Genomic DNA, 22,669 nt, shown 5'->3' on the forward strand with positions numbered 1-22,669 from the left:
GGTCAATTGGGACCCTTTGGTCCATTATCGATCAATAACATATTTTTCGGGATGAATTGAGACAAATTCTGTCATTGGCGCCAACTCCTGCTTACTTCATCCACCACCCGTCGGGCTGCGTAACCATCGAATCGGCGCGACGATGGATGCTCTGCGGTGATCTCAATGACAGGAATTGGCCGACAGGAGACGGTCCGCTTCTGGACAGAAATCTTGAAAACCGGACACCGGCAAAGCCGCCGTCCGACAAGCCGCGTCGAGATCGGGTCGGGACGAGCAGAGGGCGGCTGGCCTCGGCACCCCCCCAAGGCAGTTCTTCTTCCGGATCGCAATAGCGATTTGCCAAATAGAAATGATATGTTATCTCGTATCTCGAATCAGCAAATTTGGGGGTCGTTTTGAGTTCAGCTTTCGATGCCGCGCGCCTTTGCGCTGCGGCTGCAATGGTTTTCCCCGGCGCCGCTTATGCCCAGCCCCCTATCGCCAACCAGACCTCTCCAGCTTCGGATATCGTCGTCACCGCGAGCCGGACAGCGGAATGGCGCGACAATGTCGCCTCTTCGATCGAAGTGGTAAACAACGCGCAACTCGCCGATACCGTCGGCACGACCTTTCTCGACCAGCTCAAGAAGACGGCGAGCGTCGATGTCATTCAATATCCGAACGGGCTCGGCGGGATCGGCTTGCGCGGGCTGCGTCCCAATTTCGAGTTCACGATCAACCCGCAGGTGCTGGTGCTCGTCGACGGTCGCCCATCCGGTTCGACCAGCTTCACCACGATCGCGCCCGAGAGCATTTCGCGCATCGAAGTGCTCAAAGGCCCCGCCTCCGCGCTCTATGGCGCGTCGGCGGTCGGCGGTGTGGTGAACATCATCACCAGGCAATCGTTGGGTCCGCTCGAAGGCCGGTTCACCATCGGCGGCGGATCCTTCTCAACGGTGCGGGCGGGCGCGACGCTGGGCGGCGACCTGGTCGACGGCATCGATTTCGATCTCGATCTCGGCTACGTCAATCAGGATGGCGACTTCCGCCTCGGCAACGGCCGGGCGCAGTTCAACAGCGCTTCGCAGCGCGGATCGGGGCGTTTCCGGGTCGGCAGCAACCTGTCGCCCATTGCGCGCCTCGATACGAGCGTCGATTTCGCGAGCCTCGACAATGATGCCCCCGGTCCGCAATCCTATAGTCCGAAGACGCCTTCGGGCAACCAGACCGACCGGGTCAGCGGCGACATCCGGCTGGAGCTGTCCCCCCGCGACCATGCGATCCGGATCGTCGGATATGCCTCGCGCGAGAATTACGACTATTATACCGTACCGCTCTCCGCCGCCCGTTTTGTGTCGAGCAACACGCGCACCGAATATCGGGGCGGACAGCTCCAGGACAGTTGGCAAATCCGCCCGGCGCTGCGCCTCACCTATGGCGCCGACTGGCAGCGGGTCGAGGCGACGCGCCGATCCTTCCTAGCCAACGGTACGCGCAAGGCACCCTTTTCTCCCAACGAAAGCCGCGAAACCCGCGCCCTGTTCGCCGAGGCGGGGCTCGGCCTGTGGGATCAGCGGCTGATCCTGACGACGGGCGGGCGCTACGACTGGATCAAGGTCCAGACCTATGCGACGCCCTACAAAAGCAATTTCACGCCCGGCACCGCCGATTTCGGCGTGTTCAACCCACGCGGCGGCGCGGTCCTGAAGCTGGGCGGGGGCTTTCGCCTGCACGGCACGATCGGGCGGGCGTTCGTGCCGCCGCAGGGCAGCGAGCTCGCGGGAGAAAATGAGGAATTCGCCGGCATCCAGCGCCGCGTAACCTACGGCAATCCCGACCTCCAGCCCGAGCGCAACACCAGCTGGGACGCCGGAATCGGCTTTGGACGCGGCGCGCTGACCGCCGACCTCACCTATTTCCGGTCGCGCACCAGGAACCGGATCACGACCGAAATCCTCTCCGACACGCCGACGCTGCGCGAGACGAGCTACATCAACGCCAACCGGTCGCGCATCGAGGGCGTCGAGGGGCAGTTCGCGCTCGACGCCGGCGGAATGCTGGGATGGCCCCCCGACCGTGTCACGCTGATCGGCAGCGTCACGCACATCCTGAAAGCCGAGGATGTCACCGGCGGCATGATCAGCCCGATCCGCAATGTCGCCGACTGGAAAGCCACCGGATCGCTGACTCTGTCCAATGGCCGGACGCTGTTCGGCACCGTCACGATGCGTTTCAACGGCGACCGGGTCGACACCGACAACAGCCAAGGGCGGATTTTCACAAGCGGGGCGGGCGGCGTTTTCACGCTCGACCGCTTCACCGCCGTCGATCTCAGCATGCGCTGGCAGCCGACGGCGAAGGATGGCTTCCGCCTCGAAATCGCCAACGCCTTCGACATCACCTATTATGAAAAGGCCGATTACTGGATGCCCGGACGCACCGCCTATCTCCGCTATGTCAGGAGCCTTTGAGCGATGTGGGCCAAGGAAGCGCTCGGCGCGATCGCCGACCTTTTGTTCGTGCCGGTGGTCGTCGGCCTGATCGGGGTCGTCATCTGGACGATGGTCGCCGTGGGGCTGTTCCTGCGCAGCTTCGCGGGACGCGCGCGGGGCCGGCGTCCGGCGCGCGACCGCTATCGCGCGGCGATCGACGCGGCGCTGACCGGCAACGCCCATGACGACGAACTCGCCGCCGAGGAAGTCGTCGCGCGCGCCGAAAGCGACGCGGCGCGCTCGCTCAATTCGGTACGCTTCGCGATCCGCGTCGGGCCATCGCTGGGGCTGATGGGCACGCTGATCCCAATGGCGACGGCGCTCTCGGGGCTGGCGCGCGGGGACCTCCAGGTCCTCGCGTCGAACATGGTCATCGCCTTTTCGAGCACCGTCGTCGGGCTCGCGGTCGGCGTCGTCGCCTATCTGGTCGCAATGGTCCGCGAAGGCTGGGCGCGCGCCGATCTCGATGCCGTGCGCTTCCATGCCGAACGCGCACTGCGGCGCGAGGAAGCATGAGCCGCCGCCGTCCCGTCCGATTCGCCCGCCGCCGCGACGAAGAGAGCTGGCAGGAAGACCCCTTGTCGGGCGTCGCCAATCTGTTCGACATCAGCCTCGCCTTCATCGTCGCGATGGTCGTCGCGCTCTATTCGATGACGGGCGCCCCGTCGCTGCTCGATCCCGACAGCAGCTGGACAATGACACGCACCGACGCGCAGGGGCGGATGGAAATCGTGCGCAAGGACGGCAAGCAGATCCGCGTCGAGAAGGTGAGCGATCGCAAGCTCAGCGGCAACGGCGACCGGCTCGGTGTCGCCTATCGCCTGCCCGGCGGCAAGGTCGTCTACGTCCCCGAAGCGGAGGCGGCCGCCAAGGACGCGCCATGATCCTGCGCGCCGTCGCCCTGCTTCTGCTCCTCCTTGCGACCATCTTGCCGGTGGAGGCCGAAGAAGCCAAGCCGCGCATCGCCTTCGTATCGATCCACATCGCCGAAATGCCGACCATCGCGAGGGGCGGGGCGAAGCGCATTGAAGACCAGGTATCGGTCGATTTCTTCGGCCTCGGCGGCGGCCTGCTGCCCAGCATCGAGGGCGTCGATCTCGGGCGCTACGACCTCGTGCTGCTCGATGCCCCCGGGCCGCGGCTGCTCAATTTCACCGCGCAGATCGAGGCCGCCAAGCGCCGCACAAAGATACTCGTTGTCGGATCGGGTACGCCGATCGCGGGCAATATCGACCCGGCGCTCCATCCCGACGTCGCGCGCTATTGGAACAATGCGACCGAAGATAATTATGCGGGGCTGTTCGCCTACGCCGCCGTGCGGCTGCTCGAACGCCGCGTCGCCGTTCCGCCGCCGGTCGAATATCCGCCGCTGGCGCTCTGGCATCCCGAAGCGCCCGCGCCCTTCGCCGCGCCGCAGACCTATCTCGACTGGGAGACTGCGCGGCTTCCGAACGGTGCGAACCGCCCCAGGATCGGGCTCATCTTCTATCGCAGCCTCGTGCTCGCCGACAATGCGCGGATGGTGAGCGCGCTGATCCACGAGATCGAACGGCAGGGGGGGCTGCCGATGCCGATCTGGCGCGAGGGCGGCGGCGATCTCGCGTCATCGCTCCTTGGCGATACCCGGCTCGACGCGCTGATCCTCTGCGCGAACCGGATCGATTATGCGTCGGCCGACGCCGGCGTCGCCGAGGCCGAGCGGCTGGGCGTGCCGCCGCTCATGTGTGCGACCGACTATCGCCGCGATGCCGAAGCCTGGGCGAAGAGCCTCGGCGGCTTCGCTCCGGCCTCGACCGGCGAACTCGCGATGAGCGAGCTCGACGGCATCGTCGAACCGATGGTTGTCGCGGCGCGCGAACGCGCGCCCGACGGCACGGCCCGCTACGAACCCATCGTGCAGCAGATCGACTGGCGCGTTGCGCGCGCGATGGCGTGGGCACGGCTCCGCCGCCTGCCCAACGCAGAGAAGCACGTCGTCATCAGCTATCATAATGAAGAACCGGGCAAGGCCGACGTCGGCAGCGATCCCGATTCCTATATGGATGCGCAGGGCAGCATGGTCGCATTGCTCCATCGCCTGAAGGCAGAGGGCTATGATACAGGAACGGGGCGGATTCCCGATCGTGCCGAGCTCGCCCGGCGGCTGGCGGACGAGGCTACCAATGTCGCGGCGACCGACGTTGCAGGGCTACGCAATCGCATCGCGCAAGGCGCGATCGTCATCCCGCTCGCAAACTACCGCAGCTGGTATGCGACCCTGCCCGAAACCCTCCGGCAGGATGTCGAACGGATCTGGGGTCCGCCGCCGGGAGATGTCATGGTGATCGACGGACAATTGGTGATTCCCGCCCTTCATTTCGGCAAGATCACGCTTGCCGCCCATCCGCTCTGGGGTCCCCAAACCGGCGGCAAGGCGCTCGCGGAAATCGGTGCGCTGCCGCCGCATCATCAATATCTCGCCTTCTACCTCTGGATGCAACACGAGGGACGGACCGACGCCTTCGTGCCGCTCTTCACCCAATTGTCGCTGATGCCCGGAAAGCAGGAAGGACCCGCAGCGGCCGATCCGGTCGGGCTGCTGATCGACGCGTTGCCGCATATCCAGCCGCTGCCCCTCCAGGCCAATGGCGGGGTCGGCAACAAGCGGCGGACGCAGGCGGTAACGATCGGCTTCATGCCCGAGTTCGCGCGCGCCGGCCTGCCTCCGCACCTCGCGACCATCCGCTCGCTGCTGGACGCCGGGCCGGTCGATCCGGCCACGCTGCGCGCCGCCGTGCTCACAGCGGGTCTCGGCGCGGCATTGGGCCTCGACCCGGCAACCACGCCGTTCGAACGGCTTCGGCACGCGCTCCTTTCCTATATCGCCGAGACCGAAGCCGCACCCATTCCGCTCGGCGGCCATATCCTCGGGCAGGCGCCGCCCGACGACATACAGGCGAGGATGGTTCAGGCGATGCTCGGCGTTGGAACAGCACCGCCCGATCTGGACGATGTCGGCCGCGCCATCGCCGGGCAAGCTGGCGCGCTCGATCCGGCTACGGCCGCGCGGGCCCGCGACTATGCCGCGCGGATCGCAAGCGCGCCGCGCGAAATGGACGCGGTCATCGCAGCGCTGGGGGGCGCCTATGTGCCGCCCGGACCGATGCGCGACGCCATCCGCAACCCCGACGCACTGCCCGCCGGGCGCAATCCCTATACGCTCGACGTCCGCGCAGTGCCGACCGAAGAGGCGTGGCAAACGGGCGTCAAGCTGGCGGACGAACTGCTCTCCGACTATCGCACGAGGCACGGCCGACCACCGCGCAACGTCGCCTTCGTCCTCTGGTCGAACGAAACCGCGCAAAATGGCGGGACGAACGAAGCGCAGATATTCCACCTGCTCGGCGTCCGTCCGGTTCGCGACGCGCGCGGCAAGGTCGTCGATGTCGCGCTGACCGATCGCGCATCGCTCGGCCGCGCGCGCGTTGATGTGCTGGTCACGACCTCGGGCACCTATCGCGATCATTTCGGCGAGAAGCTCTCGCTGATCGCAAAGGCGGTGAGGCTGGCGGCCGCGGCCGACGAGCCCGACAATCCCGTCCGTGCCGAAACCCGCGCCCGTATCGCCGCGCTGGAGGCGCAAGGCATAGCGCGACAGCAGGCCGAAAAGCGCGCACTGCGCCGCATATTTTCCACCGCGCCCGGCGCCTATTCGCCGTCGACGCAGTTCGCCAGTCGCGAAGGCTGGAGCAAGCAGGAACTGAACCGGCTCTACCAGGCCCGCATCGGCCACGCCTATGGCGACGCGGACGAAGGCGAGCCCGACGGCACCGCCTTTACCGCCAATCTTCATAGCGTCGATGCCGCCGTCTTCAGCCGCACCTCGAGCGCCTATGGCCTGCTCGATACGCCGATGCCCGCCGCCTATCTGGGCGGCCTGTCGATGGCGGTGCGCGAGACCAGCGGACGCATGATCGATGCCTATATCGCCAATGAGCAGACGCCCGGCCAGCCCCGGATCGAAACGCTCGATCGCTTTTATGGCCGCGAGCGCGACAGCCGCTATCTCAATCCCGCGTGGATCAAGGCGATGCAGTCGAGCGGCTATAATGGCGCGCGCTACATGGCCGACCTCACCGACTCGCTGTCGCTGTGGGAGCAGATGCGCCCCGAACTGGTGACCGACCGCGACTGGGAGGCTGTACGCGACGTCTATCTGCGCGATCGTTACAAGCTGGGCATGGACCGCTTTTTCGCCGAGCATAATCCCGCCGCGCGCGACAAGCTTGTCCGCACCATGCTCGACGCCATCGATCGCGGCGACTGGACAGCCGATGCCCGGACCCGCGCCGAGCTGGAGCGGCTGGCGACGGTTGCCACGCCCGCCTTGTCGCACCCGCGAACCGCGGCTGAGGCGGGGCGGACCGACGGAAGGCGGTCCCGCAATTCGGCGCCCGACCGCTCGGGAAAGGCGGCCATAGCCCATGCACCATCCCCATCAGTGCAGGCACCGATATCCGGCTACGAACTGATAGCGGCTCCTCCTACATTGGCGAAGCCCCGCTCGCTGCCGTCTTTCTCCATGGCGGCCATCGCCGCGCTATTCTTGGCGCTCTTCTCCTGCGGCGCGGCGTTGAAGCCTAGGTGGTAGAGCCGGGCCGCGCACTGTTCGCCAGCGTCAGGGCACGCTACTGGTCAGCCCAAGCCAAGGGCACCGGAAACATCTTGTTTTGGCCGGTTGCGGCCTGACCGCTTTTAGGACCAAGCCTTGCAAAGCCACCATTCGCGGGTGGCCCGAATGGCCGCCTCCCGATTAATCCGCCATCACCTGGCCTCGGACCGCGCCCGCACCGCGTCGAAGTCGTGACGCACCCAGCAGCTCGCCGCAACGCCAGAGACGAGAAACCGGTGTCACAACAACGCAGCGTGACTGTCATCGTAGCGTCCCGTCGCGGCCATCGAACCGCAACGCTGCCGGCCTAGCGGACTCCCCAACCGCAATCGGCGGCATCCAATCCAGGGGTTTGAGAATGACGATCAGAGGTCTTGCCTCCGCCAGCTTATTTGTCCTTTTTGCGAGCACAAGCAGCGTTGCAATGGCGCAATCCGATACCGACGGCACATCTGCAAGCGCCGAAGCGCAGGGCGACGAAATCATCGTGACCGGCCGCGCTGGCGCCGGAGAGCGCACGCGGATCGAAACCAGCTATGCAATCACCTCGATTGACAATGATACGCTGCGCTCGCGCGCACCGTCGAGCGTCACCGAAGCGCTGAAGTCGGTTCCCGGTTTCTGGGTCGAGGCATCGGGCGGCGAAGGCAGCGGCAACGTCCGCGCCCGCGGCATTCCGGTCGACGGGTTCGGATCGATCACCTTGCTCGAGAACGGTCTGCCGGTGCAGCATGATCCGTCGCTCGGCTATCTGAATGCCGACCAGGCCTTCCGTATCGACGAATCGATCGAGCGCGTCGAGGTGGTGCGCGGCGGCCCGTCGTCGATCTTCTATTCGAACGCCCCCGGCGGCGCGGTCAATTTCATCACGCGTCAGGCCAAGGACGAGCTGACGGGTGTCGCGCGCATCCTCTATGGCCCCACCGCCGACCTCTTCCGGTTCGACGGCTGGGTCGGGGCACCGCTCGGCAACGGATGGAGCTTTGGCGTCGGCGGCTATTATCGCAAGGAAGACGGCGTCCGCGACCCCGGCTTCGCGGGCAATCAGGGCGGACAGATCCGCGCCGACCTCAACTATGATTTCGGCGATGGCCGGATCACGCTCGGTTACAAGCGGATCGACGACAGCACCATCTTCTACACCGGCATCCCGCTCACCAAGGACCGCAAGGGCAATATCGTCGGCCTGCCGGGCTTCGACCCGCATTATGGAACGACGGCGAGCCGGGCGACCGCATTCCTCACGCTGCGCGACGCCAATGGGCCGGTCCAGTTCGACAATGCCGATGGCACCGATGTCAATCTCGACCAGTTCAGCCTGCTCGCCGAGTGGGAGTTCGCGCCGGGCTGGAAGCTCAGCAACCGGGCGCGCTACCGCGATTCGCTGACGGTGCGTAACGGCGTATATCCCGCCTCGATCAGCACCGCGACCGCCTTTCTCAACCAGAACCGCACGTCGCTCCTCGCCGCCTTCCCCGGCGCGGCCAGCGTCCAGCTGCGCTACAGCGACACCGGCGAGGCGTTCGACGTCACCGGCCAGAACGGCAATGGCGATGTCTTCATCAACGCCGCGCGGCCGGTCACCGTCGACGAGAGCGAATTCCTCAACGACCTTCGCCTTGCCCACAGCTTCGACATCGGCGGGATGACGCATGATTTTTCGGTCGGCTTCTACTACGCCCGGATCGAAGAGACCTTCCGTCGCTATTCGGCCTCGACGCTGCAGGACGTATCGGACAATTCGCGCCTTCTCGACCTCGTCGCGCTGAACGGCGCGGGGCAAGTCGTCGGGGCGGCGACCGAGAATGGCGTCGTCCGCTATGGTTCCGAATTCGCCAATGGCAGCGGCACGCAGGACAGTTTCGCGCTTTATGCCGCGGACGAATGGCAGGTGATGCCCGGACTGCGCATCGACGCCGGCGTCCGCTGGGAAACGGTCAAGACGCGCGGCGCGCAGGAGGGCAGCAAGACCGTCAATCTCGGCAATGCGGCGACGCTCGCCGACAACAATGTGCTGACCGGAAACGGCATCTTCACGCCGTTCGATCGAAAGTTCGACAAGGTCGGCTACACGATCGGCGCCGACTGGCAGTTCGCGCCGCGCGCCGGAGTCTTCGCACGCTATACCTCGGCCTTCCGCCTGCCGAGCGTCGGCAGCTTCATCACCAGTGCGACCGCGGTTCCGCGGACGCAGGGCATCGACCTGTGGGAAGCGGGCGTCAAATATCAGTCGCGCGTCGCCAGCGTCTACCTCACCGGCTTCCTGACCGACTTCAATTCCTACGGGATCGGCAACACAAGGTTCGACCCGGTCACCAACGGCTATGTGTCGCAGACCGTCTATACCGACACGCGCGCTTACGGCGTGGAGTTCGAGGGGACCGTGCGGCCGGTGTCCTGGTTCGACTTCACCCTCAACGCGACCTGGCAGGACCCGACCTTCCGCAACCTGCGCTATGACGAGCTCGCCACGGTGAACGGACAACCGACGCTGGTACCGCGCGATTATACGGGCAATCAGCTGATCCGCGTCCCCAAGATCGCGCTGCGCGCGACGCCGGCGGTGACCCTGCTCGGCGACCGACTGCGGGCGCAGGTCGATGTCGAGCATTATACGAAGCGCTTTGCCGACGCGGCGAATATATCGAAGCTGCCGGCGTACACCGTTCTCAACGCCAGCGTCCGGTTCCACCTGACCGACCAGATCACCCTCTGGGCCTATGGCGACAATCTGACCAACGAGATCGGTCTCACCGAGGGCAATCCGCGCGCGGGCGAACTCACCAGCGGCCAGGCGAACGACCTCTTGTTCATCGGTCGCCCGATCGTCGGCCGCAACGTCCGCTTCGCCGTCGACTTCCGCTTCTGATGCTGCACCGCGCGATCCTGTTCGCCGCGGCTCTGGCGATGGCCGCCCCCGTGGCGGCCATCGAACAGACGCCTCCCGATGTCATGGTCACCGGCGAGATCACCGGGGTCGAGCATCAGACCTATCGGGAGGTGCCGTTCGACGTGCCCGAAGGGACCGAACGGATCACGGTGACGCTCAGCTACGACAAGTCGAACAAGACCGTCGTCGACATGGGCGTGTGGGATCCGGCGCGCTTTCGCGGCTGGAGCGGCGGCTCGCGCGACCGCTTCACGATCGCGCCAAGCGATGCGACTCCGGGTTACCTGGCGGGTGCGTTGCCCGCCGGGCGCTGGCGCGTCATGCTGGGGGTTCCCAATGCCAGGGCGGACAGCCGGGCACCCTATTCGGTCCAGATCTTCTTCGATCGCGCCGGGGAACGACGCGCCACCGCCGCGATCGCCGATCCGCCGCTCAAGGCCGGACCGGGCTGGTATCGCGGCGACCTCCACATGCACGATGCGCACAGCGACGGGAGCTGCCAGAGCCGCGGTGGCCGGAAGGTGCCGTGCCCGCTCTTCCGCACCGTTGCTGCAGCGGCCGAGACAGGGCTCGATTTCATTGCGGTCACCGACCACAATACGACCGCGCATTTCGGAGAACTTCGCGAACTCCAACCCTATTTCGACACGATGCTGCTGATCCCGGGGATCGAGGTGACGACGTTCGGCGGCCACGCCAATATCTTCGGCCCCACCCGCTTCGTCGATTTCCGCGTCGGGATGCCGGGCCGCCCCGATATCCGTGCGTTGCAGCGCGATGTGGCGGCGGCGGGCGCTATCCTGTCGATCAACCATCCCGCCTTGCCTTCGGGCGAGCAATGCATGGGCTGCGGCTGGACCTGGCAGGGCACCGATTATCGCGCCGTCACGGCGATTGAGGCGATCAACGGCACGATGACCGAGGGGCCTTTTGCCGGGCTCGGCTTCTGGTATGCGCGACTGGGCGAAGGCCACCGCCTGACCGGCATCGCCGCCAGCGACAACCATAATCCGGACGTGGCGCCCGGCAATCCGCCGCCCGGTCCGGCGCCGATCGGCCGGCCGCGGACGGTCGTCCATGCGCGCGCACTTTCGATGCCCGCGGTCCTCGACGGCCTTCGCGCGGGCAATGTGTTTCTCGATATCGAGGGGACGAACACACGCCTCCTCGAGGTGGAAGCCATGGCGGACGGGGAACGCGCAGCGATGGGAGAAACATTGCAGGGGCATCGTCGCACCACCGTCGGGGCGCATGTCGCCGATGCAGCCGGGGCGTTTGCAGAGCTGATCCTGAACGGCCAGCCAACCGGGGCGCGCCAGCAGGTCGGCTCCGATGACGCCCGGCTGACGTGGGCGCTGGACGCGGGGCAGGCCTGCGGCTGGCTTGCGGTCAATGTTCGCGACAGCGCGCGCAAGCTGCTGCTCGTCGGCAACCCGGTTTATCTCTCCTGCAGCGCGGTTCAGCCGCAACGATGAGAGTGGAGACCGGTGCCTGGCTTCGCGGTCGTCGATTGACTGCGCAGCAGTCATTGCGGACAAGAATTGTTGGGCCGGCCACGCTGTTGCTCGCTGCCGGCCCTCCTGCCCTTCCTAACACCGCCTCGAGATAAAGCTCGATAAGCAATCCTGGCCGTTAGCGGGCGGACTGCTTTCGGGGAGCAGGCGCTGAAAGCCGACATTCGTTCTCAGTGGCTCCAAGGTCCGCTTTTGACCCGCAGCAGACGATTTTTGCTGCCGCCGCGGCGGTGCATGACCTCGAATGACCGGTCTACGGCGGGAAAGTTCGGGACGCTTGCGCTTCCTGCGCGCGCAGGCTAAATACTGAACTATATGGTTCAGTATATAAGCCCTCCCCTCGATCGCTCGTTCGCGGCGCTGTCCGATGCGACCCGCCGCGGAATCATCGATCAGCTTGGCCGAGCGGACGCGTCGATCACCAGTCTCGCGGACAAGTTCCAGATGACGCTGACCGGCATGAAGAAGCACGTCCAGGTTCTGGAGCGGGCGGGGCTCGTCGTCACGCAGAAGGTCGGACGGGTGAGAACCTGCAAGCTTGGGAAACGCGGCCTCGAGGCGGAAGCGGAGTGGATCGAGGCGCACCGCAAGCTCTTCGAGGCCCGCTTCGAAGCATTGGACGAAATCATCAGCGAAATGAAACAGGAGGAAAGCGATGGATCGGCAAGTTAGCAATGCAGGTGGTGCGCAGAACCGCACGTCGGTCGAGCGCAGAGGGGATCGCGAACTCGTCGTAACGCGGACATTCAATGCACCGCCGAGCATTGTTTACAGGGCGTGGAGCCAGCCCGAGCTGTTCCAACGCTGGTGGGTGCCAAAATCACTATCCGGCGTTTCGCTCGTATCGTGCGATATGGACGTCCGTACCGGCGGCAAATATCGGCTCGAGTTCAGCGCCGGCGGTTCGGACACCATGGCCTTCTATGGCAAGTATCTCGACGTGGTGCCGAACGAGCGCATCGTCTGGACCAACGACGAGGGCGAAGAGGGCGCGATCACGACCGTGACCTTCGAGGACCAGGGCGGGAGGACACTACTGAATTTCCACGAAATCTATCCGTCCAGGGAGGCGCTTGAGGAAGCACTACAGGGTTCGGCGGCCGGATTGCCGGAGCAGCTGGAGCAGCTCGACGAATTGCTTTCCAGCTTAGGCGAGTAGGGCGGGTCGGGAAACTCGCCTCGGGGAACGTCCGCTCTTGGGAAGTGACTCCACCCGCCTTTCCGGCCGGGGACGTCATGGGACGATATGGAACGACCTGGCAGGGGCAGCAGGACTCGAATAGACGCCATAACTTATTGAAATATATAGCGCGGCAACGTCAAAAATCGCAATATACCAACAAGAATACCAAGCTTTGGGCGGGCTTTTGCGACCCGATTTCGCCCTTTATAACACCTCTTCGATCAATTGGGCATTAGCTGGGACGAACTGATCATAAGCGGGACGAAGGAGATGTGTTCTTCACGCTCGCGACGCCAAAGCGCTCGTGCCCCACGGCGATGCTGACGCATTTTGCCGTTCGAATCGCCTATTAAACGGTGATCTTAGTTCAGCAGAGGAGCAAAGATTTTGCAGAAGGTCTGCAGCCAAGTTCACCCCCGGTAGCCGAGAGGGTCCGCGATCCATTCTTCAAGTTGAGACTCTCGCCAGGCTGAGCTGCGAGCCGCGATTTGGACCTGCCTCGGGAAGGTGCCCTCAGCTATCTTGCGGTATATAGTCGTGCGCGAAAGACCCGTGCGGAAGATGACGGTGCTAATCCTGACAAGGCGTTCGGGGCAACCGGTCACGACCGCCACCGTTGCTTTCTGCGCGTCCTTAATCCTCGTTTGGTGGGCCAGAGTGCCATCGCTATTTCCGCCATTTACGAGAAAATTCTCTGTCGCTCTCGAGAAAGGCGTGGAGCATATAGGGAATGAGATCGGCGGGCTTTTCATGTTTCCCGTAGGCCGCTTCATAAGCCGCGGCGTAATCGGCCAGCGCCTGTTCAAGGTGGGGCATGATTTCGATCGCCAGTTTGACGGGTTTGCGGTCGGGCAGCCGGGCGAGCTTGAGATCGGGCATCTCAGCCTCGCCACGGCGCAAGGACGAGGTCCTTATGGACGATCACGCGCACTGGCCAGCCGGGCCGCACGACGATGGTCGGCTGGATGTCGAGGCTCTTTTCAACGAGCCGGTCGCCGGCACGCCCGCTGCCTTGCTGGGCGGACTCGCGCATCGCGCGTACGATCTCGCTTTCGTCGTCGCCGAAGCTGAGCTCGGTCCCGACGCCGAGCAAGGTCGAGAGCGCAACGCCCTTGATCAGCTGCCACCCGTGGGTATCGACGCGGTCGGCAAGCCCCGCATAGCCCGAGGGATCGCTGGCCGGCGCATCATCCATCGCGAGCGAAGAGCCGTCGGGCCAGACGATGCGCTGCCAGACGACGAACGCGCGCTTCTGTCCGTAGCTCGTTCCGCTTTTGTAGCGCCCGATCAGGCGCGCGCCCTGCGGGATCAGCAAGGTCCGTCCGGTGATGCTGTCATAGGTGTTCTGGCTGACCTGCGCGACGACCAGCCCGGGAAGATCGCTATTCAGACCGGTCACGAGGCTCGCGGCGATGACGCTGCCGCTGCTAAGCAGCCAAGGCGATGCGGCGGGTGCAATGCGTTGCGGGCTGACGTGCGCGTTGCCTTCCGTGTCCGCTTTGGAGGCGGATGCCAACACGCCAGAGGCAGGCGTGCCCTCGGCCGGCTCGTCACTGGTTCGCGCTGCTGCAGGCTTTATTCCGCGGCTCGATCCGAGCGACATCATGACCGGTGACTGGCGTGCGGCCCCTTCTTCAGCGAGGCGACGCTCGCGCTCGGCCGCCTCGGCTGCCGCCTTTTCGTCGGGCGCGGCCGCAGCCGGATACTCGCCTTCCATTTTGCGCTGATGTTCGAGGATCGGCCGCCCCAGATCGCCCGGGAGCGGCGGCCCGAGCTTCGGGATTTCATCGTAACGACCGGGCGTACCGGTCAGGGCTTCGGGCGGCTTGCCTTGCCTCTTCTCGAACATCTCGTCACCGCTGGCCGCGAACTTAAAGGAGACGGGGTCAAGCGCGATCCAGGTGACCGCTGAGATCGCAAGCGCGCCCACGGCCGCTACGCCGATGATGATCTCACGCCGGAAGCGCGCCACGCGCCGGGGCGCGCCGCGCAGGACGAGAGTTTCGGGATCGACCTTGGCCGGTGGCCTGGACTCACCTTCGCGAGCGTTCCCCGGGTCCTCCAGAGGCCGATCGGCGGCGTCTTCGTCGCCCGCTATCACTGTTCACCTCCCGTCCGAACGATACGGACGATCTTGTGGCGCTTCGCGCCAAGTCGCAGCTCGGCGCGCTCAAAGAGACGGTCGACGATGTAGAAGCGGCCGGAGACGCGGTAATTGACGAGTTCGGGCTCGCCCGCTTCGCCGGTCACGAAGAGCGGCGGCGCCTCGCCCTGCGCCAGGCTCGGCGGAAACTCGATGAAGGTCTGCTGGCCATCGTCGAACGCGCGCAGCGGCCGCCACGGGGCGCGGTCGCCGCGGATGCGGTAGCCGAAGTGGAACGCTACGGGGTGGACCACGCCGCGCCCTGTGGCGCGGTCATGCACCGTCGAAGCCCCGCGCTTGATCGCCAGCAGCGCGTCATCGGGATACGTCCAGCGGATCGCCGCCATCGCCGTCGCGGCGGTGCTGGTGAGCGCAACATGGTACACGCGCCGGTCGGTGGTGATGATCAAATTCGTAGCCAGACCAGGCGCGAGCGGCTTGATCATGACATGGATGCGCTGCGCGTCCCCTGCCCCGCTTATTGTGTCGCCGACGGTCCAGCGCGCCGTATCGCCGGCTGCCACCGCGAGGAGTGCCTCGCCAGGTTCGAGCGCAATCTCGGTCACATGCCCAGGCGCACCGACGAGCCGGTAGATTGCGCCCTCGGCATAGGCGTAGGACTGGATCGCGCCGCGATAATCCTCGCGCCGCGGCTCTCTCGTCGCGGCCGCTTCCGCCGCGCGTATCCGCTCGGTGCTGCGAGCCGCTGCGGCCTCGGCATCAGTTGCTGCGACGATCCCGGTGGCCAGTAGGCAAATAAGAAACGACTTCATGGGAGTTTCCCTTCCGAAGCAGTGGGGGTTGAAGGCGGAAGCTCTAGCGTCGGCTCTTGGGCAAGCTCGGCATCCGGAGCTCTGTCCTCGTCTGCCAAGGCAGAGGGCGCAGCTCGCACCGGCTCGGCGGTCTCATATTCCCGGCTCCAGTCGATCGCCTCGACGTAGAGCCCGAGCGGATTTTTGCGCAGCACCTCGGCGGTTCGCGGCGGCTTGACCGCGACGGTCAGGATCGCCGTCCAGCGCGACGTCGATACGAGACTGCCGCGTTCGAACAGGCTCTCGCGCCACTTGACCTGGAAGGATCGCGGCGACGCACGGACCACGCTGACGATCTCGACCGACAGCGAGTGCGTTCCGACCTTCGCAAACGGGTCGGCCGAGCGAGCATATTCGTCGAGGAAAAGCTCGCCGCGGTCGGTGACGAAATCATAGGCACCAAGCCAGTTCTCGCGCATCAGCACCGGGTCGAGCGATATACCACGCACGTTGCGGATAAACTGACCGAGCGCCCAGGCGATCTGCGGGTCGGTCGGGTTGTAGTCGGCGACGGCGGGCGCGACGCTCCGGGCCTCGCCGAGCCGGTCGACCTCGACCACGTACGGGGTCACGCGGCTTTGCACCGATTGCCAGACGAGGCCGCCCGCGAGGCCGGTCGTAAGGAAAAGCCCGCCGAACGCCATGATCCGCCAGTTTCGTGCCTGGACGCGCGCCGACCCGATCCGGTCGTCCCACTGCTGCGCGGCGCGCTGATAGGGGGTAACGGGTTCGGGCGTCCGCCCGTAACGCTGTACCGATCGCTTGAAACGCATTGCTCAATCCTCCTTTTCGGCAATGTCGGGCGACGCGCCGCTTCCGCCGCGGCTCCCGTCGGAAATTACATGGACGGCAGCTTGCCGCGCAGACCGGCGGCGCTGATCGGCCTTCATGTCGGCGGCCCAGGGCGGAGCGCTATCGCGCGGCGCCGACGTCGACGAAACAGCTGGTGAACCGTCGGCGCGAGCGCTGGCGGCCGGCGCAGATGAAGATGGTTCTGCCTTGGTTGTGCCGGCGTTCCACGCCGCGTCGCGCCCGGCGGCGGCGGCGGCCGCCAGTCCGAGCTTGCCGCCGGCGCGCTGCGACAGGTTCGAGGCGGCGCCCTTCATCGCGGTTCCGACGCCCGAGAGGCCGGCACCGACCGTGCTCGAATCGGACGTCTCCTGGCCCAGCTTGTAAGCTGTCGAGGCAGCGCTTCCCATCGACGTACCCGCGCGGACCGCACCAAGTGCCGCGCCGCCGCCCGTACGCGCCGCGGCCATTCCAGCGCCGCCGGCGATAACCATCGTGCCCGCTGCGGCGGCGACCGTTCCGATTGCGGCGCCCGCCCCGAGCTGCGGCGCGCCCGCGACCAGGCCCGATGCGATACCGGGGCCGTAAATGCCCAAGCCGAGCAAGGCGAGCGCACCAAGCGCAAGCGACATGGCTTCCTCAATGTCGGGCTCGGAACCCGCCATCGCCGAAAGAAAATCGGGAAAAAAGCCCGAGCCGATGCCGACGATCACGCCAAGCACCATCACCTTGACGCCCGACGACACGATGCTTCCCAGAACGCGCTCGGCGAGGAAGGCGGTCCGGTTCCACAGGGCGAACGGCATGAGCGCAAAGCCCGCAAGACTGGTGAGCTTGAACTCGATCAGCGTGATGAAGAGCTGGATCGCGAGGATGAAGAAGGCGAGGATCGTCAGCACCCACGCGATGAGCAGGACGACGATCTCGAGGAAGTTTTCAAAAAAGCCGATCGGTCCGAGCAGCTCCTTGATCTGGTCGATGAGCGGGTGTGCCGCCTCGAAACCCGTGCCAGCAAGTCGGCCCGGCTTGAGCAGATCCTCGGCCGACATCGTGCCGCCGCCTGCGGTGATGCCGAGCCCCGCGAAGGACCGGAAGATAATGTCGGCGAGCGTACCGAAGCTGCCGATTATGAAAGCAAAAACACCGACATAGAGAATCTTTTTCAGAAGCTTCGCGATGACGTCATTCTCACCGCCCATGGCCCAGAAGAGTCCGGCCAGCGTGATGTCGATGCCGATCAGGATGCTGGTGAGGAAGGCGACGTCGCCGCCGAGCAGTCCGAAACCGCTGTCGATATAGCGGATGAAGGCTTCCATGAAGCGGTCGATGACATTGAGATCGTCCATCGGGCGGGCTTTCAAGAGCGGAGGAACATATCCGCGGGGTCTCAGGGGAGCATCCGAGACCCCGCGGCGAACGGCGGGCGAAGAGAGGGGCAGCCGGCGCCGTTCGTGCCTGGATCAGCGGATCGGCGTGTAAGCCTTGCCGTCGCCGAGGAAGCGGCGGGTGCGCTCGCGCGCTTCGGCCGCGCTCTGCGCCGCGCGTGCACGGTCGAGCATGTCGGCCTCGTAGGCGGCTGCCATCATCTGCTGGACCTGCATCTGCTGCTTGGCCGCCAATGCGAGAAGCTGGTTGGTTGCCTGCTGGGCTTGCAGGCTACCTTCGGCTCCCGAGCTTCGCGCCGCGATGTCGGCGAGTACGGCAGCATCGTCCTTCACATCGGCGGCAATGCGCGACTGGACCGCAAGCGTGCGCCGATACGAAGCCATGGCAGCCTCGAGCCGCGCCTTTGCTTGGGCAATGCTCGCCGACCGAGTCATCCCAGCAAAGTCCTTCGGGAACAGAGCAGTCATGCGCGCGTCGAGCTGGTCGACTCCGAAATCGATCCCCTCGGCCTGCCCCATCAGCCCGTCGACGCGGGCGAGATTGTGCTTGAGCTTCTCGATCTCGGGAAAATCGATACGCTTCAGATTCTTGTCCATGTTGGACAGCATCTGCGCCTCGTTCTGCAACTGACTGATTTGCTGGTCGATCTGCTTCAGCGTGCGTGCGGCGGTGAGCAGATTCTGCTGATAGTTGGCGCTGTCGAAGACCGGCATTGCCGCGGCGGGCGGCGTCGTTAGCAGCAGCGCCGGGACGGCGGCGCCGATCAACATCATATGGGCAAGCGTCTTCATGGCATGTCTCCTTCTTTGGGGGTTCGGTTCGTCTCTCGTCTTGCTTCCTTGGAAACCGGCGAGGAGGTCGGCGGCCCAGTCGAGCCCGGCATCGCGAAGGAAGTAAGCCGCGAAATCCGCTTCGCCATACTCGGCGAGGAGGGCGTCGATCCGTGCCTGCACGGCCGGATCGGACGCGCCGCAAAATGCGAGCGCTATCGGACCAAGCCCGAGCTCGAACAGCCGGTTGCCGCGCGCCGACTGGAGGTAATAATGGCGCTTGGGCGCCGCGCGCGCGACGAGCTCGATCTGCGCGTCGTTGAGCCCGAAAGACGAATAGGCTGCCCGGCTCTGCGGTTCGACCGCGCGGTCGTTCGGTAGCAATATGCGCTGGGGACAGCTCTCTATGACCGCCGGTGCGATGCTGCTGCCGGCGATGTCGGCGAGGCTCTGCGTCGCGAAGATCACCGCGACATTCTTCTTGCGGAGCACCTTCAGCCACTCGCGGATGCGTGCAGCAAAGAGCGGGTTATCGAGGAAGATCCAGGCTTCGTCGAGAATGAGCAGCGTGGGCCGCCCATCGAACCGCGCTTCCAGTCGGTGGAAAAGGTAAGACAGCACGGGCTCGACGACGCTCGCTTGCCCCATCAGCGTCTCGGTCTCGAAACATTCAATCGATCCGAGCGCCAGCCCCTCCTCGGCCGCATCGAGCAGCCGACCGTGCGGCCCCTCGAGCGTGAAGGGCTGGATCGCCGCCTTCAGCGCATTCGACTGCAGCAACAGCGACAGCCCGGTCAGCGTCCGTTCGGCTTCGGGCGCCGTCGCTAGGCTGCGCAGCGCCGACCAGATCGTGTCCTTGATGTCGGGCGTGACCGGCACGCCTTCGTGCGCCACGAGCGCCGCGATCCAGTCGGCCGCCCAGCCCCGCTCTTCTTCACGGTCGATTCCGCGCAGCGGCTGGAACGCAAGCGAAGCACCGCCATCGCCGAGCGCATGATGGCGCCCGCCCATCGCGAGCACGGCGGCGCGGGCCGAATAGCCCTTGTCGAATATATAGAGCTGCGTGTCGCGGTACCGCCGGAACTGCATCGCGATGAGGGCGAGCAGCACCGACTTCCCTGCCCCGGTCGGCCCGGCGATCATCATGTGACCGACATCGCCGACATGGGTCGACAGCCGAAACGGCGTCGAGCCGCTCGTCTCCGCGTAGAGCAAGGGCGGACCACCCAGGTGCGCATTGCGCACCGGACCCGCCCATACCGAAGACAGCGGCATAAGGTGCGCAAGGTTCAGACTGTGCACGAGCGGCTGACGGACGTTCGCGTAAGTCTGGCCCGGCAGCGACGAGAGCCAGGCTTCGACCGCGTTCACGCTTTCGCGGATCGCGGTGAACCCAAGCGAATGGACGATCCGCTCCGCCGCGCGTAGCTTTTCCTCGGCACGCGCGCGGTGGCGGTCCGACACCGTGATCGTCGTGGTCAAATAGCCGAACGAGACATGATCGCCGCCAAGCGCTTGGAGCGCCGCATCGGCGTCGACGACCTTGTTGTCGGCGTCGCTGTCGAGCAATTGCGCCGGCTGATTGTACATCACCTCGCGGAGCAGCGCCGAGAGCGACTTGCGCTTGTTGAACCACTGACGCCGCATCTTCGTGAGCGCCGCCGTCGCGTCTGCCTTGTCGAGCGCGATGAAACGCGTCATCCAGCGATAGCCGAAATCCTCGCGGTTGAGCGCGTCGAAGAGGCCGGGGCGGCTCATCGAGGGAAAGCCGAGGATGGTGAGAGTGCGCAGATATTGGTCGCCGAGCACCGGCTCAAGGCCGCCGGTCAGCACAGTGTCTGCGAGCAGACCGTCGAGATAGAAAGGCGTCTGCGGAACGTGGACGCGGTGCCGGTGCGGCGAAATAGCGCGGTGGAGGTAGGTCAAAGTTTCGCTGTCATCCAGCGGACGGACCTCGGGCATGAAGGTCGCCATCAGGTCGATCGCGCGGAGACTCTCGGCGTCGAACCGTGCCAGCGCCTCGCGCCAGTCGCGTCCGCCGTCCCGGCCTTCTGCATCGCCCGGCTGCTCGACAATGAAGCGACCCGCTCTGTCGGCCTGGTCGGCGGGCGGCATCCACACGAGCGTCAAGTGGTACAGACTTTCGAAATGCGACCGTTCGGTATCCTCGAATGACGCGCGGCGCTCAGCTTCAACGAGCCAGGAGGCGGGATCGGGAAAGTCGCTTTCGGGATAGGCAAGCGCTGCGACGCGTTCGGCCTCGAAGAAGAGCGCCCAGCCCGACCCGAAGCGCTTGAGCATATTGTTCGCGCGCGCGCAGGCAGCGACCAGCTCGGCTTCGGTTGCGCTGTCGAGATCGGGGCCGCGGAAGGCGACGCTGCGCTGGAAGCTTCCGTCCTTATTGAGGACGATGCCGGGCGCGACGAGGGCGGCCCACGGCAGATGGTCGGCGAGCCGGTCGGCGCGAGTGCGATATTCGGAGATTTTCAGCACGAGAAAGTGCCTTTCTGCCGGAGGTGGCGGGCGAGGACCGGCGCGAAGTCGGGATCGCGCTTGGCCGCGAAAACCATCAGCGTGTGCCCGAGCGCCCAGAGGATGAGCCCGGCGATCCATTGCTGGAGCCCGAGCCCCATCGCGGCCGCGATCGTACCGTTAACGATCGCGAGCCCGCGCGGAGCCCCGCCAAGCAGGATCGGCTCAGCGAGCGACCGGTGGACCGGCGCTTCATATCCTTCGAGATGACTCATGCGACGAGCGCCCCGCCGCCAAAGCTGAAGAAGGACAGGAAGAAGCTCGAGGCGGCGAAGGCGATCGACAAACCGAAGACGATCTGGATCAGGCGGCGGAAGCCACCCGAGGTTTCGCCGAACGCCAGGGTCAGGCCCGTCGTGATGATGATGATCACCGCGATGATCTTGGCGACCGGGCCCTGCACCGATTCCAGCACCTGCTGGAGCGGCTCCTCCCACGGCATGCCCGACCCTGCGGCGAGCGCGCTCCCGCACGCGGCACCGACGCAAACCAGCAAGGCGAGCGGCAGTCCGGCGGTCGAATGTTGCAACGAGTACAGACGCATGGAGAGTCTCCTTCAGTTCGGATCTTCGGAATGGATGGAAAGGTCAGTGAGCGCGTAATCGCCGGTCGGACCGACGCCCTCGACGCGCGCTATCGTCGCGATGCGCCGCGCGGCGCCGCGTCCGGCGATGAAGACGATGATGTCGATCGCCTCGGCGATCAGGCGCCGCGGAACGGTGACGACGCTCTCCTGGACGAGCTGCTCGATCCGGGTCAGCGCAGATGCTGCACTATTGGCATGCACCGTCGCGATCCCACCCGGATGCCCGGTGTTCCAGGCCTTGAGCATGTCGAGAGCTTCGGCGCCCCGCACCTCGCCGACGACGATCCGGTCGGGCCTGAGGCGCAATGTCGAGCGGACGAGATCGGCCATTGTGACGGAACCGGTGCGCGTCCTGAGCTCAACACGGTCCGGGGCCGGGCATTGGAGTTCGCGGGTGTCCTCGATGAGGATCACACGCTCGTCGAGACTGGCCATTTCGGCGAGCAGTGCGTTGGCGAGCGTCGTCTTGCCCGAGCTCGTGCCGCCCGCGACGAGGATGTTGAGCCGCTCGACGACCGCGAGCGACAATATGCGCGCGGCATCGGCGCTCGCGATCCCGGCGCTGACATAATCCATCAGCGAATAGACCCGCGCTGCTGGCTTGCGGACCGAGAAGCAGGGCGCGAGGCTCACCGGCGGAAGCAATCCCTCGAAGCGCTCGCCTGCGCCGTCGCCGTGCGGCGGCAATTCCGCCGACACGATCGGCGCTGCCATATGCACCTCGGTCCGGGCATGGCTCGCCACGAGCCGAATGATCCGCTCGACCTGTTCGGGCGTCATGCGGACCCCCGTGTCGACCCTGCCCTCGCCGAGGACATCGATGCGGAGCGCGCCGTCCGGATTGACCATGACCTCGACGACATGGGCGTTCGAGAGCGCCGCCTCGATCGCCGGCCCCATCGCGCTGCGCAGCATCGCGCGCCGCCGCTCGGTCGTCTC

The 22,669-nt window shown here is 65.5% G+C and carries 18 protein-coding genes and 1 pseudogene; 8 read left to right on the top strand and 11 right to left on the bottom strand.

Features of this window, described 5'->3' with window-relative positions; genetic code table 11:
* The first annotated feature begins 443 nt into the window (after nt 1-443).
* The 8 genes from V6M50_RS05880 (at nt 444) to V6M50_RS05915 (ending at nt 12,688) form a co-directional block, all read left to right on the top strand.
* Nucleotides 444-2,453, top strand: a complete 2,010-nt coding sequence (locus tag V6M50_RS05880; protein ID WP_332817624.1) for a TonB-dependent receptor plug domain-containing protein — start codon at nt 444-446, stop codon at nt 2,451-2,453.
* Between the two features lie 3 nt (nt 2,454-2,456).
* Complete coding sequence (locus V6M50_RS05885) at nt 2,457-2,990, top strand: MotA/TolQ/ExbB proton channel family protein (RefSeq protein WP_332817625.1); 534 nt, start codon at nt 2,457-2,459, stop codon at nt 2,988-2,990.
* The gene (locus V6M50_RS05890; RefSeq protein WP_332817626.1) at nt 2,987-3,358 is read left to right on the top strand and encodes a DUF2149 domain-containing protein; all 372 of its coding nucleotides are present in this window, start codon (nt 2,987-2,989) and stop codon (nt 3,356-3,358) included. The genes V6M50_RS05885 and V6M50_RS05890 overlap by 4 nt, the downstream gene beginning before the upstream one ends.
* Complete coding sequence (locus tag V6M50_RS05895; protein ID WP_332817627.1) at nt 3,355-7,104, top strand: cobaltochelatase subunit CobN; 3,750 nt, start codon at nt 3,355-3,357, stop codon at nt 7,102-7,104. Before V6M50_RS05890 ends, V6M50_RS05895 begins: the two co-directional genes overlap by 4 nt.
* A gap of 445 nt (nt 7,105-7,549) precedes the next feature.
* The gene (locus V6M50_RS05900) at nt 7,550-9,994 is read left to right on the top strand and encodes a TonB-dependent receptor (protein WP_332817628.1); all 2,445 of its coding nucleotides are present in this window, start codon (nt 7,550-7,552) and stop codon (nt 9,992-9,994) included.
* Nucleotides 9,994-11,490, top strand: coding sequence for a CehA/McbA family metallohydrolase (locus V6M50_RS05905; protein WP_332817629.1), 1,497 nt, complete (start codon nt 9,994-9,996; stop codon nt 11,488-11,490). Before V6M50_RS05900 ends, V6M50_RS05905 begins: the two co-directional genes overlap by 1 nt.
* A gap of 354 nt (nt 11,491-11,844) precedes the next feature.
* Nucleotides 11,845-12,201, top strand: coding sequence for an ArsR/SmtB family transcription factor (locus tag V6M50_RS05910; protein WP_332817630.1), 357 nt, complete (start codon nt 11,845-11,847; stop codon nt 12,199-12,201).
* A complete protein-coding gene (locus V6M50_RS05915) occupies nt 12,185-12,688 on the top strand; it encodes an SRPBCC family protein (RefSeq protein WP_332817631.1) in 504 nt (167 codons plus the stop codon). The genes V6M50_RS05910 and V6M50_RS05915 overlap by 17 nt, the downstream gene beginning before the upstream one ends.
* Nucleotides 12,689-13,122: 434 nt before the next feature.
* On the opposite strand, the gene V6M50_RS05920 is transcribed toward V6M50_RS05915, so the two are convergent.
* The 11 genes and pseudogenes from V6M50_RS05920 to trbB form a co-directional block, all read right to left on the bottom strand.
* Nucleotides 13,123-13,464 carry a helix-turn-helix transcriptional regulator gene (locus tag V6M50_RS05920; protein ID WP_332817632.1) on the bottom strand — a complete coding sequence of 114 codons (342 nt, stop codon included), beginning with the start codon at nt 13,462-13,464 and terminating at the stop codon, nt 13,123-13,125.
* On the bottom strand, nt 13,379-13,591 hold the full coding sequence (locus tag V6M50_RS05925) for a DUF2274 domain-containing protein (protein WP_332817633.1): 213 nt from the start codon (nt 13,589-13,591) through the stop codon (nt 13,379-13,381). The genes V6M50_RS05920 and V6M50_RS05925 overlap by 86 nt, the downstream gene beginning before the upstream one ends.
* Before the next feature lies 1 nt (nt 13,592).
* On the bottom strand, nt 13,593-14,813 hold the full coding sequence (locus V6M50_RS05930) for a TrbI/VirB10 family protein (protein ID WP_332817634.1): 1,221 nt from the start codon (nt 14,811-14,813) through the stop codon (nt 13,593-13,595).
* A complete protein-coding gene (gene trbG / locus V6M50_RS05935; protein WP_332817635.1) occupies nt 14,810-15,628 on the bottom strand; it encodes a P-type conjugative transfer protein TrbG in 819 nt (272 codons plus the stop codon). Before trbG ends, V6M50_RS05930 begins: the two co-directional genes overlap by 4 nt.
* Nucleotides 15,625-16,440, bottom strand: a complete 816-nt coding sequence (gene trbF / locus V6M50_RS05940; RefSeq protein WP_332817636.1) for a conjugal transfer protein TrbF — start codon at nt 16,438-16,440, stop codon at nt 15,625-15,627. Before trbF ends, trbG begins: the two co-directional genes overlap by 4 nt.
* A 3-nt stretch (nt 16,441-16,443) precedes the next feature.
* A complete protein-coding gene (gene trbL, locus V6M50_RS05945; RefSeq protein WP_332817637.1) occupies nt 16,444-17,802 on the bottom strand; it encodes a P-type conjugative transfer protein TrbL in 1,359 nt (452 codons plus the stop codon).
* Nucleotides 17,803-17,916: 114 nt separating this feature from the next.
* The gene (gene trbJ / locus V6M50_RS05950; RefSeq protein ID WP_332817704.1) at nt 17,917-18,633 is read right to left on the bottom strand and encodes a P-type conjugative transfer protein TrbJ; all 717 of its coding nucleotides are present in this window, start codon (nt 18,631-18,633) and stop codon (nt 17,917-17,919) included.
* 51 nt (nt 18,634-18,684) lie between these two features.
* Nucleotides 18,685-21,105: pseudogene (trbE, locus tag V6M50_RS05955) on the bottom strand (conjugal transfer protein TrbE); the annotation flags it as partial.
* Complete coding sequence (locus V6M50_RS05960) at nt 21,099-21,359, bottom strand: VirB3 family type IV secretion system protein (RefSeq protein WP_332817638.1); 261 nt, start codon at nt 21,357-21,359, stop codon at nt 21,099-21,101. The gene V6M50_RS05960 and the pseudogene trbE, both read right to left, overlap by 7 nt.
* Nucleotides 21,356-21,688, bottom strand: coding sequence for a TrbC/VirB2 family protein (locus V6M50_RS05965; RefSeq protein WP_332817639.1), 333 nt, complete (start codon nt 21,686-21,688; stop codon nt 21,356-21,358). Before V6M50_RS05965 ends, V6M50_RS05960 begins: the two co-directional genes overlap by 4 nt.
* 12 nt (nt 21,689-21,700) lie before the next feature.
* The gene (gene trbB, locus V6M50_RS05970; RefSeq protein WP_332817705.1) at nt 21,701-22,645 is read right to left on the bottom strand and encodes a P-type conjugative transfer ATPase TrbB; all 945 of its coding nucleotides are present in this window, start codon (nt 22,643-22,645) and stop codon (nt 21,701-21,703) included.
* Nucleotides 22,646-22,669 lie beyond the last annotated feature (24 nt).

It is taken from the genome of Sphingopyxis sp. (genome assembly GCF_036675685.1).
Taxonomy (GTDB): Bacteria; Pseudomonadota; Alphaproteobacteria; order Sphingomonadales; family Sphingomonadaceae; genus Sphingopyxis.